We start from the raw sequence: 15,280 nt of genomic DNA, 5'->3' as shown, positions 1-15,280 counted from the left end.
AATCATGACCAGCAATACCGGCAACCTGTCCAAGGCGCTGCCCAAGTCGGTGCGGCACCACAACCGAGCCATCCTGCTCAGGCTGCTCTACCCCGATGTCAGTATGACCAGGGCTGATCTGGCCCGCGCATCAGGGCTGACCAGGGTCGCCATATCAGACATCGTGGCCGAGCTGCTGGGCGAGCATCTGCTCATGGAAGTGGGTTATAGCAAATCCACTGGGCCGGGCAAGCGAGGACGGCTGCTGCGCATCAATCCCGATGGGCGCAGCATCCTGGCTCTGGACCTTTCCACGCCCTACGTCTTCAGGGGGGCGGTGCTCAACCTGACCGGGCAGGTGGTGGCGCGTGAGGAGATCCCGCTGACCGCTGACGGCAGGGTCCCCCTGGATTTGGTGGGGGAGCTGGCCGATTCTTTGATGCAGCGTGCAACCCACCCCATCATGGGTATCGGCGTATCCAGTCCCGGCATTGTCAGTGCTGAAGGTGTGGTGGATGATGCCACCAACCTGGGCTGGGTTCAGACCGACCTGCGCGGCTATCTGTATGAGAAGACAGGCCTGGAGGTGACTGTCAATAATGATGCCAACAATGAGGTCCTGGCTGAGCAGCAGTTTGGCTCAGGCCAGTCCGACCTGCTCCTGGTCCATCTGGGTGACGGGGTTGGGGCAGGGTTGCTGGTTTCCGGCGAGCTGGTGACCGGTTGCAATCGCGCGGCCGGCGAGATCGGCCATGTGGTGGTGGACCCCACCGGTCCTCAGTGCCGCTGTGGCAAACGCGGCTGCCTGGAATCGCTGATTACCGTTCCCAAGCTGACTGCTGCAATAGATCGGGATCCTGACAATCTGGCCAGCATTTTGCGCCGGGCTGGTGAACTGCTGGGCCGCGTTCTGACTATTCCCGCAGGCCTTATGGACATTCCTCGAGTAGCTGTCCTAGGCGACTCCAGAGTGGTCAACCGCATCTTCCTGAGCGCCATGGAGAAGACCATGAACGAAGCTCTGGCTGCTGATTTCCGACGCCCCCTGGTGGTTGACCGCTCGGCCTTGGGCGAGGATGCCGCCTTGCTCGGGGCCTGCTCCACAGTGGTGGCCGACCTGATCGAGCCTGATGGCACTATCTGAAAGTGGATTGAAGGCCTGTCACGCAACTGCGACTGGAATTGGTGATTCGCGCACACCGCCGAGACCTGCTACTATAGTGACTCGCATGCGGTTGGCCGGGGCCTGACCCCGGTAGCCGGATTTGCGGGCGTAGTTCATTGGTAGAATGGAAGCTTCCCAAGCTTCAGAGGCGGGTCCGATTCCCGTCGCCCGCTCTCTTTTCTAGAAAATCGCCATCAGCATTGACATGTGGCTTTGGGAAGTTTTCAACTTTGGCAAAGATAAGTTCTTGAGCGCATCTGGAGCTGACCGGCCTCATGCCAAGGGTGGAGCCGAAACCCTTGCTCGAGCGTATGCTGCGTTCCTTGCGAATCCAGATCGTTAGACATTTGATGAAGCTGATTGATTTATAGGCGGTGAGCGAGCGTCAGCATCAGCGTTTACTCACAGGGGAATATCGCTGACGTCTATCGAGAGGAACAGTACCCCAGCCAGACTATGCAGCAAGACGATCAACGTCACTAAAACAAGCAGGATTTTTGTGACGACGTTCCACCATTTCCGGGCTTTGCGCGACTTCCGTTTATACAAGGCAACTATATGGACAATGCCGCTTATCAGCCAGCAGACAAGCCCCACAATAGTGGTCGCAATTATCCTGTTCACCCAAGTGTCCGAGGCAAAATCAACGGCATACGGGAATGCCATAAAGAACTCAATGGGAGTTCTGCTATACCAGCCCCAGCTCATTGGCAGTAACAGAACCAGGCCTAGAAGCCATAGGACAAGGTCGGCATGAGCTGGTACATGGATCATGCGGCGAAGGTCGGTCTTCTCCGTATCCTCGCCTGTTTTATCCGATTTCCGTCCCCTGCATGCCATAGCCGCAAGGCTACAGCATCTGTAGGTATGAAGAGCCACATGCAGACGCTTCCTTACATTCCCCGTCAATCTTGTTCCACTTGACCGCCAGCTTTCACTGAAGAGTTTCTCATCTGTGAAAGATCTGACTGTGTAATCCTCGAGGAGACGACTAGGGCCAAAGACGGTACGAACCGTCACGGGGTCTCATTTGTGTCCTCGCATCTGATTAAGGCGTGTGTGCAGATTTTTGCACGTTGCATCCAATGTGAGGAAGCTATATAGGAGTTTGATTTGTAGGTAGGAAATCCATGACGTGGCGCTTGCCAACTCTAATCGAGACTATTCTGGCGGGCTGACACCGCTTTGCTCCAGACATTCGCACCGGCGAGAGCCGGGCACCATTAACGATTCCTGGGCATACCGGCTTTCGCACCGGCGGAGCAATCATGTCTTCGATTTCGAACAGTAACATGCTCAAATCCGCGGAATCTCAAAGTTAAGGCAGATGGATCCATCCCAGGCCATGCATCCAAATGGGTTACAGCACATCCATGGTTTCGACCCACTTGAATTACCTCATGGGAACTGCTCTGGTCATTTTTATTTTCTTGTTTTTGTCCGTAATTGATGCTTCTGCATCTGGACTAAAAGTTGCAAGGCTGGCAACGGCGGCGAAAAGTCCTTTCCGGCTTCATCTTCGGTGAACAATATTCCAGGAAATTCTGGAGTGTCGAAGCACGGTGCCCCAGGTCAGGCAGTGGAAGATGAGGGGGGTACAGGGAAGTATGGAAAGGACGGCCATCATGGCTGATTATCACGTGCAATACGACGGGGATCGCGATCTCTGGACAGTCAAGCGGGCCGGAGCCTCACGCGCCTCCCGCACCTTCGCAACCAAGGCGGAGGCCACCAAGCAGGCCAAGGTCTTTGCAGACCGGTCCGGCGGCGGTGAAGTCAACATCCATAACAAGGGTGGCAACAAAATACGCGACAAGCGCACCATAGGCAAGAAGGATCCCCGAGACATCAAGGGCTGAAGTCCAACTGAAATTTGGGATCTTTCGCCGCCATCGGATTTGTGCGGGGGCCGAGGGTCGTGGCGATGAGCGACTATGCCTAATTATGCCCTTCCATTAGTGCGGCAGGATGTTGGGATGGTGAAGCATTGGCCGCCGTCGCTGGTCTGTATGTGTCCGCCCCCATAGACTGAAACCAACCGTGAAAGGTGGCGAGGTCGATGGCCGATGGATTCAACCAGCTGGATCAGCGGCTGGCGGACAGCGGGTATGACGAGGGTCTGCCAGCCTCCTACCCTCCTCGCCCGGATATTGATGAGCGTCCCATTCAGATAGCCCATGCCAACATTTGGAGTCGGTTTGCGGCGGTTACGGGGCTGGTCTCGGCCCTGGCGGGCGCGGCCTTGCTGGCCCACGCCATAGCACCCTCCAGGCTGGGGGTCATAGGTCAGGTGGGCATCTCGGCTTGGGTGGGTGTCTCCGTCGCCTTTGCCCTTTTGACCTTGATTCTGGTCGTCATAGCCCGTCACTCCGGACCAGTCCCGAACCGGCCATCGGTAGGTTCGGCGGGCATTATTCTTCTGATATGCGGAATGCTCTTGACCTTGGCAGGCTTGCTTATTGCCAGCTCCTCCCCCAAGGGCATCATCAAGGCCCCTGCGCGTGACGACGCGCCCATCGGCTCGCCCCAGGCCATGACCGACGGTATCGACAAGGCTGTTGGCCAGTGTGCCTCCGGCTGGCATGATATCAGCATGGGCGGGTATGTGGGCATCTCCCAAGCCCAGTATTGCACGGATACGACCATGGCCTACGTGGTTTTCGACAACGATTCAGCGGCAACCCTGGCCAAGGGGCCTATCCGCGCCCGCGTGCCTGACCTGCTCTCCCGCTACGGAGGCGGGTTGCAGCCCCAGGATCTATGGCTGCTGACCGGCAAGCGCTGGATGGTGGTGGGCAGCAGGACCCAGGCGACGGAAGTGCAGGGTCAGTGGGGTGGCCAGGTCGAGCCGTTCATGGGCCGGGATTGAATGACCGGACCGGTCGACTATCGTGGCAGATATGGATCAAGCACAAAAGGATGACGGTGGATTGGTGGGTCGGCCCTCCACGGTAGTGCCCGGACGCTTTGGGCAGGAGCTCAAGGTCGAGCAGGTCCGTTGGTCCCGCAAGCAGGGCACGGCCAACCCCTCGCGGCCCATTTTTGTACTCATGCACGGATGGGGCTCCAACGAGGAGGACATGGCCGACTTGATGCGTTATGTGGCCCCCTACAACGACTATGCATCCCTGCGGGCGCCCATGGTGGTGCCAGGCAGCGAGCGCGGCATGTTCGGCCCGGGCTACACCTGGTTTCACGACATGCGCCCTGAGCAGGAGGACCTGGATCGGGATGGCTACGCAGCGGCTCGGGCTGTGGACGCCTGGGTGTCAGCCAATATCCCCGAGGATCGACCTGTGGTGGCCATGGGCTTCTCCCAAGGAGCCATGCTGGCTGTTCATCTGCTTCGGGTCAACCCTGAGCGCTATCGGGCCTCCATATGTCTGTCCGGATTCCTGGCCCCAGGCCTGGTACCGGGAACCGCTCCGGCGGATGAGCGTCTGGCCGGCTTGAATAAGCCGGTCTTCCTGGGGTTCGGTTCGGATGACACCACAGTACCCAAGTACGAATTCCGGGCCCTGGCCGCCTGGCTGGACGAGCATGTATGGCTGCACACCACCGAGTACGACCACATGGAACATGCCGTCGACATGCGCGAGATGAACGACCTTCGCCAGTGGCTGGGCGAGATCGATGTGACCTCGGGCCTTATGTAGATCGGCTCACAGGGCCGAGTCGGCGTCGACCTGCATGACGTAGACGTTGCGGCGCATCTTCCTGGCCGTCGTGCGTGAGATCTCCCCGGATTCGACCATGTCCTGGATCTGGCTCAGCTCGATGGCATACCCTTCGCGCTTGGCCTCCTCCACCTGATCCCTGACGGCAGGTATCCCCGCGTATTCGGTCTTTCCCTCCGCCGAGGATTCAATCATCTGATGGTTGATGATGGTGGTCAACAGGTCTTCGGTCTTGAAGCGTCCCTTGCCCAGCTCGGAGTAAAGCTTTTCGATCAGGAAGTGGTTCATCTCCGCCTGCAGGTGGCGTCCTGCCACGTAGACCTGGTCCTTGTCAATCGGCTGGGTCAGGTGCTTCAGGCGGTGGAACTGGCTGTGCAACAGGCCTCGGATACGTCTGCGGGCTGTGTAGGCCCTCCAGCGGAGCTCCCCGCCCCTATCCAGGTGGAATAGGGACCCGGATATGGTGGACAGAATCCTGCGGGCAGCCTGTTCCTGACTGCGCAGATTCAGCAGTTCGTCCTGGTCGTCTCCGCGCTCGCTGCGTCGGTCGATCAGCTGGGCGTCAGCATCCCTGTCGGCTACGGTCTCGGCCTCAGTACTGGGTTGGGTTCCGGTTTCGGTCCCGGCGGCAGACTGCCTTGATGCAGGTGCCTGTTCTATGCCTCCATCTTCGCTTCTGGGCTGCTCTTCCAGCTGATCCTGGGCCTCTTCGATCCGGCTCAGCCGCTCCTCCATGTAGTCCTGCTCCCACTCCATGGTCTGTACCTGCAGGTCCTGGAAGTCCTTGGGCGAATACTGTCCGATCTGTGACTTGAGTTTGGCGATGCGGTGGTTGTACTGCTTGATCACCTGCTGGATGGCCAGCCGGTTCTCGTCGGTGATCCTGCTGGAGAGTTCCCGAACCGTGCCCCTGAGCACCTTGATTGATTTTTCGACCTGTTGGGCCGGTACCTCGCTGCTCTGTGAGGGAGCCAGCAGCGGCAGGGCGAAGTTGGCCAGCACCAGGGTGACGATGATGACCCCGGCGGCCACGAAGATCAGCTCGCTGCGCATGGGGAAGGCTGACCCATCGTCGGTCATATAGGGGATGGTCAGAGCCAGGGAGAGGGTGATGGTTCCCTTGGGGCCACCGAAAGTCATGACGGCTGCCGACCTCAGGAGCTTGGATGTGATCCGTGGCCTGCTGCCGGTTTCATGGTCCTTGGTGAAGATCAGGACGCTGGCCGTCCAGAGAAAGCGCAACACGATCACGGTCAAGCAGACCACAGTGATGGTAGCCACCAACATCCAGTTGCTGACCCGCCGGTCTCGCCAGCTGGTGCCCATGGCTGCCGGCAGCAACATGCCCAGAAGGACGAAGACCGCACCGTTGAGGCTGAAGGAGAGCACCTTCCAGACGCTGGACGAGACGATGTTGGCCTTGGAGGTATTGGGTCCCACTCCGGTGTGGTCGAAGCGAATCAGCAGTCCGGTGGAGACCACGGCCAGGATTCCGGACACATGCAGAATGTTCTGCCCGACCATGTATATCAGGAAGGGAAGGAAGAGCTCCAGCAGGATCCTGGTAGTGGTTGTTTCCCAGCCCAGGCGACGGGCCGACTCAAAGAGCCAGTTGATCACAAAGCCCATGATCAGTCCGAAGCCGATGCCGCCCACGAACTCAACGAAGAACTCGCCCAGGGCCTGGGGCAGGGAGAAGGAGCCGGTCACGGTTGCCAGGATGGCAAACTGGAAGCCGATGACGCCGGTGGCATCGTTGAAGAGCGATTCACCGGCAAGGATTGAATGTTCGTCCGGTGTCAGGTCGGCGCTCTCGCCCAGGGACGAAACGGCCACGGCATCGGTGGGTCCCAGGGCTGCGCCCAGGGCCATGGCTGCAGCCAGGGGGAACATGGGCCAGGCGGCATGCAGGATGACGCCCACCATGAGCATGGTCAGAGCAGCCAAGCCAATGGCCAGGGAAAGGGATGATCGCAGCCCCTTGAGCAACTCCACCTTGTTGATGGTATGGGCCTCGTAGTAGAGCAACGGCGCGATGAAGAGGACCATGAACAGCTGGGGATCCAGCCGCATCCGCGGGAAAATGGGCAGTAGGGCCATGACTGCGCCCAGAACGATCTGGACCAGGGGGGTGGAGATCCGGGGAACGAATCTGGAGATGAAGGAAGAGACGAGGACGGCAGCAAGTATGCACAGAATGAGGATGAATGTTTCCACGGGCTTCCTTTCCGCCACGCAATCCCGGGCGGGCTGCTGCAGGCCCGACTAGCAGGGTTCGTTCGACCAATGAAGGAATCTCCGAGTGCAGGGTCGCATGAGGATCGACGTCGCATCGTCCATTATACGGAATCACGGCATCCAGGAACAGCATCAATGGACAATGTGCGCCAAGTTGACACCTCAAGCCAAAATGGTGGACAGACTGTGCTCGCGATAGGCGAACATTTGTGAAAATCCGGCCCGGGGACCCCTCGTAATCGCATGAAAGACCGGCTCAATCGGTATACTCATGAAGACCGGGAAGGCTCCGAACCTCCCAGAGGTTCACCGCTTGCGGCGGATGACCATGGAGCCCCATCTCTTGACCCCGGGGACTTGCGTGCACGCTATTGTTTCCCCGATGCTTTTGGACATCCCCCGGTCCGGAAGGAAGATTGCAAGAACGACTGCAGAGGGTCGCATGCGGGGACAAATGACCGATCCGGTTTGGAAAGGCCAGGTTGACCGATGACATCATCCATGACATCTACAAACATTAAGAATCAGAACGCAGCGGCAGCAGGGTCCGACATGCGTTTCGACGACACCGATTGGCATAGCCTGGAGACCTCGGCTGTGTTGGAGACCCTGCGCACCGGGGACCAGGGTTTGGATACGCAGGAGAGCGCACGCCGACTGGAGCTCTTCGGGCCCAACAGCCTGGCCGAGGTCCAGGCCAAACCCCGTTGGAAGCTCTTCCTGGAGCAGTTCGCCGGCCCCCTGATCGCCGTCCTGATGGTCTGCGGCATCATCACCATTTTTCTGCAGCACTATGTGGATGCTGCGGCCATTTTCCTGGTCCTTTTTCTCAATGCCATCATCGGCTATGTGCAGGAGTCCAAGGCCGACAAGGCCGTGGAGGCCCTGACCACCCTGTCCACCCCCACCACACGGGTGGTGCGTCAGGGCCGGATGGAGCAGATTGACGCCGACCAGCTGGTGCCGGGCGACCTGGTCCTCCTGGAGAGCGGCGATCGCATCCCCGCCGACCTGAGGCTGATCGAAGCCCTCCACCTGCGCATCGATGAGGCCATGCTGACGGGCGAGAGCGAGGATGCCAAGAAGAATACGGACCCCGTGGACCGCGATGCAGCCCTGGGCGACAGGCACTGCATGGCCTTCTCAGGCACCATGGTCACCAGTGGCCGTGGCCGAGGTCTGGTGGTGGCCACCGGTTCCGACACCGAGCTGGGCGAAATCAACGATCTGGTCCATGTGGCCAAGGGCCGTACCCCTCTGCAGCGGATAATCCACCGCACAGAGGTGGCCATCGCCGTCGCCGTCATTCTGGTGGCCATCTTCGTCTTCATCGGCGGAGCCATCCTCAATGGCGACGCTACGGGGGCCTTCCTGTCCGCAGTCTCCCTGGTGGTGGCCTCCATGCCAGAGGCCCTGCCTATCGTGCTGACCGTGGCCATGGCCTTGGGAGTCTCAAGGATGGCCGAATACCATGCCATCGTCCGCTCTCTGCCGGCCGTTGAAACCCTGGGTTCCATCACCGTCATCGGCTCGGACAAGACCGGCACGCTGACCCAGAACCGCATGACCGTGGAACAGTTCACCCTGGGTGGCGGCCAGCCGGTCCCAGTTGAGGGTATGGACCTGGGCGCAGCGACCGTGTCCGACGACGACCGTATGCGCGGTCTGGCCGCCCTTGCCCGGGCCGGGGCTCTGACCAATGAGGCCCACCGGCAGCCGAATGAACAAGGCGGCATCGAATACAGCGGCGACGCGGTCGATATGGCCATGGCCCGCCTGGCCGACCAGACCGGGGCCGTGACTACTGAAGACCTGGATGCTCCCATCGTCATGGAGACCCCCTATGAGCCGGAGCTGCTCCACTCCATGACCATCCGCCGCAGCCCGGACGGCACCCTGACCCAATACGTCAAGGGTGCCCCGGACGCGGTCATGGCCATGAGCCGAACCATGCTGGATCCGGATGGCCAAGTCGTCCCCCTGGACACCCAGGCCGTCCACAAGTCCTACGAAGCCATGGGTTCCCAGGGGTTGCGGGTAATCGGCGTGGCCAGCAGGGTCCTTTCCCCTGACCAGGATCCCGCCTCCCGCCGTCGACCTGACGATCTGACCTTCCTTGGGCTGGAGGGTATGCTCGACCCGCCTCGACCCGGCGTGCGCGAGGCCATTGCCGAATGCGCCGGGGCCGGCATCCGCGTGGTCATGATCACCGGCGACCACCCGGTGACCGCAGCCGCCATAGGCCGCCGCCTGGGTCTGGAACACACCGACCAGGCCCTGACCGGCAGCGAGATGCTGGAGATGAGCGACGAGGTCCTCCGGGCCCGTCTGCGTGAGACCTCCATCGCCGCCCGCGTCTCCCCCCAGGACAAGCTTCGCATTGTGGAGGCTCTGCAGGATGAGGGCCATGTGGTGGCTGTGACCGGCGACGGCGTCAATGACGCCCCGGCACTGAAGGCCGCCTCGGTGGGCATCGCCATGGGCCGTTCCGGCACCGACGTGGCCCGGGAGGCCAGCGATGTGGTCCTGACCGACGACAACTTCGTCACCATCACCCAGGCCGTGCGCCAGGGAAGGGTCATCTTCAAGGCCATCCGCGGGTCCGCCTACTTCCTCCTGTCCACGGCTGCAGCCGCCATGATCGCCGTGGGGGTCAATGTAATCTCCGAGGAGCCCCTGCTCTTCCTGCCCCTGCAGATGCTCTGGATCAACTTCGTGACCAACGGTGTCCAGGACATCGCCCTGGGATTCGAGCCCGGCAACGGGGATGAGCTGGAGTCGCCCCCGCGTTCGTCTGGAGAGGGTCTGCTCTCGCGGGTGCTCTGGGCGCGACTTGCCGTCTGCGGGCTCTGGATGGCCACCTGCATCCTGGTCCTCTTCCGCTTGAACATCAACGCGGGAATGGATCTGGCCCATGCCCGGACCATCGCCCTGACCCTGCTGGTCCTCTTCAACTTCTTCGTCGCCATGTCGGCCCGGTCCGAGAACAGGCTGATCTTCCAGCTCAACCCCTTGGACAACATCTTCCTTCTGGTGGCCTCGTTCGTGGCCCTTGGCATCCATGCGGGGGCCATGTATCTTGCTCCGGTTGCGGGCGTTCTGGGCATGGCCCCCTTGAGCGCAAGCCAGTGGCTCATCTGCCTGGGGATTGGACTGACGGTCCTGATCTTCAGCGAAGGCGACAAGATGGTCCGTGCCTTCCTGGCCAAGCGTGGCATCGACACGTCGGGGCGGACCAAGGGCCATCTGCACCACGTGCGCCGCCGCATCGCAGGCATGATCAACTGAATCGACCTGTCTGGCTGGACTGTCAGACTGAATCCGTGCGAGAACGGTGGAAGGCGCCCATGGGGGAGGCCCTGCGGCTGGCCGGCATAGCCGGAGACCGGGGGGATGTGCCCGTGGGTGCCCTGGTCTTGGATGCCTCGGACCGGGTCATCGGCCGGGGCTTCAACCAGCGGCAGGCCCTGGGCCGTCCCCTGGCCCACGCCGAGATGGAGGCCATCGGGAAATCCGACGCGGGCTGGGATCTGGCAGGATGCACCATGGTCGTCACCCTGGAGCCCTGCCCTATGTGTGCTGGAGCCCTGATGGCCTGCCATTTCAGCAGGGTGGTCTTCGGTGCCTGGGATCCCAAGATGGGTGCCTGCGGATCGGTCTGGGATCTCCCTCGTGATCCGCACACCGGAACGAAGGTCGAGGTGCTGGGCGGTGTGTGCGAACAGGCGTGCGCCGGTATTCTTGCCGACTTCTTCGCCCAACACCGCCAGGACTGAGTCCCTTTTTTCAGCGGTGGTTGTGATTGGCTCTGTACTGCTGGAAGGCCGGGGTAACCTGGAGAGCCGCCCAGATGCAGCGCAAAACAATCAGGCAGAGGTAGGCGGCGAACAAATTGGCACCCATTCGCGCGCTGACCCCTGAGGCCGCCCAGGTGCCCACCGGCGTGGTCAGAGCGGCCACGATTCCCAGAAGCAGCCCCTGACCGGCGTGGACCAGATGGTGGCGCAGGTTGGTGAACGTTCCCGACAATGAACTGGGCAGGATGGCCAGCAGGGAGGTTCCCCTGGCGATCAGGTCGCTGGCGCCCAGCAGGGCCAGGGCCGGTACTGCAATGGCTCCGCCGCCTACGCCCAGCAACCCTGACAGGGTTCCGATCAGGACGCCGACCAGCAGAATGATCAGGGCCACCGCCGGGCTCAGCCGGATGCTGCTCTCCCTGGAGGGTGTGGACAGCAGCTGCTGGGCAATGACCGCCATCAGGAAGCCCACATAGAGCCATCTGAGTATCACCTCAGGAAGCCGGTCCAGCAGCCAGGTGCCGATTTGCGCCCCAATGACCGTGCCCACGGCCAGCAGCAGGGCGGCCAGCCAGTCCACATGCCCGCCCAGGGCGTAGGAGGCCACTCCGGCCAGCGACATAGGAATCATGGATGCCAGCGAGGTGGCTGAGGCCTGCCGTTGCTGCAGTCCGGTCCATACCAGTGCTGGCACGATGATCGATCCGCCGCCGATGCCGAACATCCCCGACAGGAATCCGCTGATCACGCCCACCAGGACCAGGATGGCCAGGGTCCGCCGGTCCATCCTTTCGGCTCCGCTCTGCTCTTTCTGCATGGGTTCCAGCCTAGGTCGACGTTTTCTTCGGGATGACAGGATGTCCGCGTATGCGGCCAAGTCCTCCAAGGTGCAGGAATCCACGCATATTTCGGTCCTTATGTCCACCATGCGACCTTTGCCCTGGTTCCCCTCTGCCGTCTCGGCATACTGCTTGGTATCCCCCGGGCCGGTCCCCGGAGGTGCGTTGCCTAATCAAGAGAACAAAGAGGGTGTGTTTCGATGCGTTATACGGTCATCGGTGCCGGAGCCATGGGCTATCGTCTGGGCGTGCTGCTGCAGGAGCAGGCCGGCCTGCAGGTGGATTTCGTGGATACCTGGATGCCCAATATTGACAAGGTTCATGACCAGGGAGGCGTCTATGTATCCCGCGATCATGAGAATCGGCATTTGGTGCCCGTCAACATTTACACCCCCGAGGACTACAAGGGCGACCCCGACGTCTGGATCGTCATGCTCAAGCAAATGCAGCTGGAGGGGGTCCTGGAGCGTTGCGCACCGCTCTTCCGCGACCATCAGGTGGTCTTCTCTGCCATGAACGGCTGGGGTCACTTTGACAAGCTGCTCAAGTACTTCCCCAAGGAGCGCATCTACGGCGGCACGGCCATGATCGGCACGGTCCTCAATGGGCCGGGCGACGTGGACTTCATCGGCAAGTCCGGGGCAGGTTCCATGCACCTGTGCGCCATGACCGAGGAGACCACCGACCTGGAGCGCCGGATGGCCGAGGACTTCAAGGCCGCCAACCTCAACCCCATCCTGACCGAGAACTTCGAGGGCACCTGCCTGGCCAAGATCATCTTCAACTCGGTGGTCAACACCATCTGCACCATGTACCAGATCACCATGGGCCAGTTCATCTCCTACCCGGGCGCCAAGGACATGTCCCGCCAGCTGATCGACGAGGCTTATGACGCCTGCGAGCGGGCCGGCAAGCAGCTGATTCAGACCCGCCAGGAGACCCTGGACGAGGTGGACTACGTCAGCCGCATAGGCAATCCGCTTCATTACCCCTCCATGTACCAGGACATGTCCAAGGGCCGTCCGACCGAGGTGGACTACATCAACGGCTACCTGGCGCGCCTGGGCCGCGAGCATGACTACGTCTGCCGGACCCAGGAGTTCCTGACCCACGGTGTCCATTTGGCTGAGCTGGCCTTCCGCGTCCACCACGAAGAGCAGGCTGACCAGGGGTGATGCAAACGGCCGCTGAGCGGATCTCCATGAATTACTTTCCCAGGTAAGAAAAACACGCCCTTCCAGACAAGTTAGCCACGGGTCCCTAGCATGGAGCCTGATTATTCAGTGCCGACAAACGGCATCGTCGGGCTTATGGCGGAGGTGTCATGGAGGATCATCGCGGCGGCCCAAGGATGGGGTCTTATCAGAGCGAGTCCAATCTGGGGGTTTCCCTCAGGTTGGTTTACATGGAGCAGTCCGGGTTGTCCCTTGCTGTCCTCTTTCCGGGGAAGGGTCTGCCGCGAATAGTTCACTGGGGCGATCCAGTGGCCGATCCGCAGGCCCTTCTGGGATCCTACGACGCCCTGGTCCCGCAGCGGGTCTCAGGAGGGCTGGACCTGACGGCCTGGCCCAGCATCCTTCCGACCCAGTCCGAGGCTTGGACCGGACAGCGCCGACTGTGCATCAGCCGGGGTGGTGTTGAGGTCTTTTGCTGCTTCCAGGTGGAATCAGTCGATCTGGGTGCAGAACCGATTCGGCCTGACGGCTCCGCTGTTCCGACACTGAAGGTTCGGGCCTGCGACCGGGACCAGGGCGTAGGACTGACCTGGCGTTGCCAGATGCTCCCGTCCGGTCTCGTCAGGCAGCGTGCGGACCTGTTCAACCTGGATATGGTCGCAGATCTGGATGTCAACGGCTTGGAGCTGGCTTTTCCCTTGCCGGCTGAGGCAACCGAGATTCTGACCACCACCGGTCACCACCTGCGCGAGCGCAGTCCTCAACGCCAGCCCTTGACTGTAGGCCGTCTGGAGCGTTCGAGCCTGGTGGGCCGGCCGGATTTTGACTCCTCCCTGGTCATGTGCGCGGGCCGACCCGGGTTCGGATTCGAGCATGATGAGATATACGCAATCCACCTGGGTTGGAGCGGCAATGGTCTGCTCAGCGCCGAGCGGATTCCTTCAGCTTCCGCATTGCTGGGCGGCGGCGAGATTCTGATGGCAGGGGAGATCACGCTTCCTCCTGCCGACGGTCATTCCGGCCAGCCGGCGTATTCCACGCCTTGGCTGTATGGTTCCCGGGGCAAAGGTCTGGACCAGGTGGCCCACAGGTATCACGCTTTCCTACGGTCCCTGCATCCTGGTTTTGCATCACGTCCCAGGCCCGTAACGCTGAACACCTGGGAGGCGGTCTACTTCGATCAGTCCTATGACAAGCTGGCTGCCCTGGCCGAACAGGCGGCCCGTATAGGTGTGGAGCGCTTTGTCGTTGATGACGGGTGGTTCCAGGGCAGGCGTTCGGATGAGTCCGGGCTGGGGGATTGGTCCATAGATCGGCAGGTATGGCCCGAAGGACCTAAGAGTCTGGAAGCCCTGGCTGCCAAGGTACATCAGCTGGGGATGGAATTCGGTCTCTGGTTCGAACCCGAAATGATCAGTCCGGACTCAGGCGTCTTCCGCGATCATCCTGACTGGGTCCTGTCCCCGGGGCCTTCCCGGTTGCCCGTCATAGGCCGCAACCAGCAGGTCATGGATCTGACCGATCCCGGTGCCTATGCCCATGTGTTCGAGGCCATGGACTCGCTCATTGCGCTTATGGGCATCGACTACATCAAATGGGACCACAATCGCTATGTGACCGAGGCCTGCTCTCCCCGGTCGGGACGTCCTGCTGTGCATGCGCAGACCCAGGCGGTCTATGGAATCATGCGCGACCTGAAAACCAGGCATCCCGGTTTGGAGATCGAGTCCTGCGCTTCCGGAGGCGCCCGCATCGATCTGGGCGTATTGGAATATGCCGACAGGGTCTGGGTCTCGGACTGCGTGGATCCGGTCGAGCGGGCCGACATCCAACGGTACACATCCCTGCTGGTGCCACCGGAGATGATGGGTGAGCATGTGGGTGATTCCCCTGCCCATTCCACCGGCCGCGCCACCTCGCTCGGTCTGCGTGCGGCCATGGCTTTCTTCGGCCACATGGGCGTGGAATGGAACCTGCTTGCCGTGCCCCGGGTTCAGCTGAATGAACTGGGGCGCTGGATCGATCTGTATAAGCAGTGGCGGCATATACTGCACACCGGTCGTGTAGTACATGGCGACGCGCCCGACCCGGCAGTCCGCCTGGATGGAGTGGTCTCAGCTGACGGCTCGCAGGCGCTCTACCGCTTCACCCAGTTGACCTCTTCGGTCAATTACCCCCCGCAGCCCCTGGCGCTTCCCGGCTTGGATCCCAGTGCCGACTACCGGATCAGACCCTTGGACGTCTGCCGTGATCTGGATCGGATCGGCAACGGGCAAAGCCCTCTGGCCTGGTGGCGTCCCCAAGGCGTGGTCCTGCCGGGTGCGGCCTTGGGCACTCAGGGAATCCGGCCGCCGGTCATTCACCCCGCTGAGGCCGTGATCTTTGAGGCGAGCCGTATCTGAATCCGTCC

11 protein-coding genes and 1 tRNA gene are annotated in these 15,280 nt (G+C 61.2%); 9 read left to right on the top strand and 3 right to left on the bottom strand.

Translation table 11 applies throughout. The features are described 5' to 3' along the window. Positions 1 to 4 precede the first annotated feature (4 nt). On the top strand, positions 5 to 1,123 hold the full coding sequence (locus H3T89_RS07935; protein ID WP_198216750.1) for an ROK family protein: 1,119 nt from the start codon (positions 5 to 7) through the stop codon (positions 1,121 to 1,123). A gap of 123 nt (positions 1,124 to 1,246) precedes the next feature. Next, positions 1,247 to 1,317 (top strand) — tRNA-Gly (locus H3T89_RS07930). Between the two features lie 229 nt (positions 1,318 to 1,546). Here H3T89_RS07930 and H3T89_RS07925 read toward each other — a convergent pair. Beyond that, entirely contained in the window at positions 1,547 to 2,023 is a 477-nt protein-coding gene (locus H3T89_RS07925) for a hypothetical protein (RefSeq protein ID WP_033511699.1), read from the bottom strand. 746 nt (positions 2,024 to 2,769) lie between these two features. On the opposite strand from H3T89_RS07925, the gene H3T89_RS07920 reads away from it, so the two are divergent. The 3 genes from H3T89_RS07920 to H3T89_RS07910 all read left to right on the top strand — a co-directional run bounded on the left by H3T89_RS07920 (position 2,770) and on the right by H3T89_RS07910 (position 4,800). Then, positions 2,770 to 3,003 (top strand): DUF2188 domain-containing protein, encoded by a 234-nt coding sequence (locus H3T89_RS07920; protein ID WP_015021159.1) that lies wholly within the window; start codon positions 2,770 to 2,772, stop codon positions 3,001 to 3,003. A gap of 200 nt (positions 3,004 to 3,203) precedes the next feature. Next, a complete protein-coding gene (locus H3T89_RS07915) occupies positions 3,204 to 4,013 on the top strand; it encodes a hypothetical protein (protein ID WP_198216749.1) in 810 nt (269 codons plus the stop codon). A 31-nt stretch (positions 4,014 to 4,044) separates the two neighbouring features. Then, positions 4,045 to 4,800: an alpha/beta hydrolase gene (locus H3T89_RS07910; RefSeq protein WP_198216748.1), complete on the top strand. Its 756-nt coding sequence runs from the start codon at positions 4,045 to 4,047 to the stop codon at positions 4,798 to 4,800. A gap of 6 nt (positions 4,801 to 4,806) precedes the next feature. On the opposite strand, the gene H3T89_RS07905 is transcribed toward H3T89_RS07910, so the two are convergent. After that, a complete protein-coding gene (locus H3T89_RS07905) occupies positions 4,807 to 7,038 on the bottom strand; it encodes a cation:proton antiporter domain-containing protein (protein WP_198216747.1) in 2,232 nt (743 codons plus the stop codon). Positions 7,039 to 7,560: 522 nt separating this feature from the next. Here H3T89_RS07905 and H3T89_RS07900 point away from each other — a divergent pair. Then, on the top strand, positions 7,561 to 10,347 hold the full coding sequence (locus H3T89_RS07900) for a cation-translocating P-type ATPase (protein ID WP_269749218.1): 2,787 nt from the start codon (positions 7,561 to 7,563) through the stop codon (positions 10,345 to 10,347). A gap of 59 nt (positions 10,348 to 10,406) precedes the next feature. Continuing rightward, positions 10,407 to 10,835 (top strand): nucleoside deaminase, encoded by a 429-nt coding sequence (locus tag H3T89_RS07895; protein WP_015021164.1) that lies wholly within the window; start codon positions 10,407 to 10,409, stop codon positions 10,833 to 10,835. Positions 10,836 to 10,845: 10 nt separating this feature from the next. On the opposite strand, the gene H3T89_RS07890 is transcribed toward H3T89_RS07895, so the two are convergent. Continuing rightward, complete coding sequence (locus tag H3T89_RS07890) at positions 10,846 to 11,784, bottom strand: sulfite exporter TauE/SafE family protein (protein ID WP_269749217.1); 939 nt, start codon at positions 11,782 to 11,784, stop codon at positions 10,846 to 10,848. A gap of 111 nt (positions 11,785 to 11,895) precedes the next feature. Between H3T89_RS07890 and H3T89_RS07885 the strand changes: the two genes are divergently transcribed. Continuing rightward, positions 11,896 to 12,870, top strand: coding sequence for a ketopantoate reductase family protein (locus H3T89_RS07885; RefSeq protein WP_198216744.1), 975 nt, complete (start codon positions 11,896 to 11,898; stop codon positions 12,868 to 12,870). Positions 12,871 to 13,019: 149 nt separating this feature from the next. Then, positions 13,020 to 15,272 (top strand): alpha-galactosidase, encoded by a 2,253-nt coding sequence (locus tag H3T89_RS07880; protein ID WP_415873481.1) that lies wholly within the window; start codon positions 13,020 to 13,022, stop codon positions 15,270 to 15,272. The last annotated feature ends 8 nt before the right edge of the window (positions 15,273 to 15,280 follow it).

The organism is Bifidobacterium sp. W8114 (assembly GCF_016101165.1).
Taxonomy (GTDB): Bacteria; Actinomycetota; Actinomycetes; order Actinomycetales; family Bifidobacteriaceae; genus Bombiscardovia; species Bombiscardovia asteroides.
This window is presented reverse-complemented; position numbering and strand designations above follow the sequence as displayed.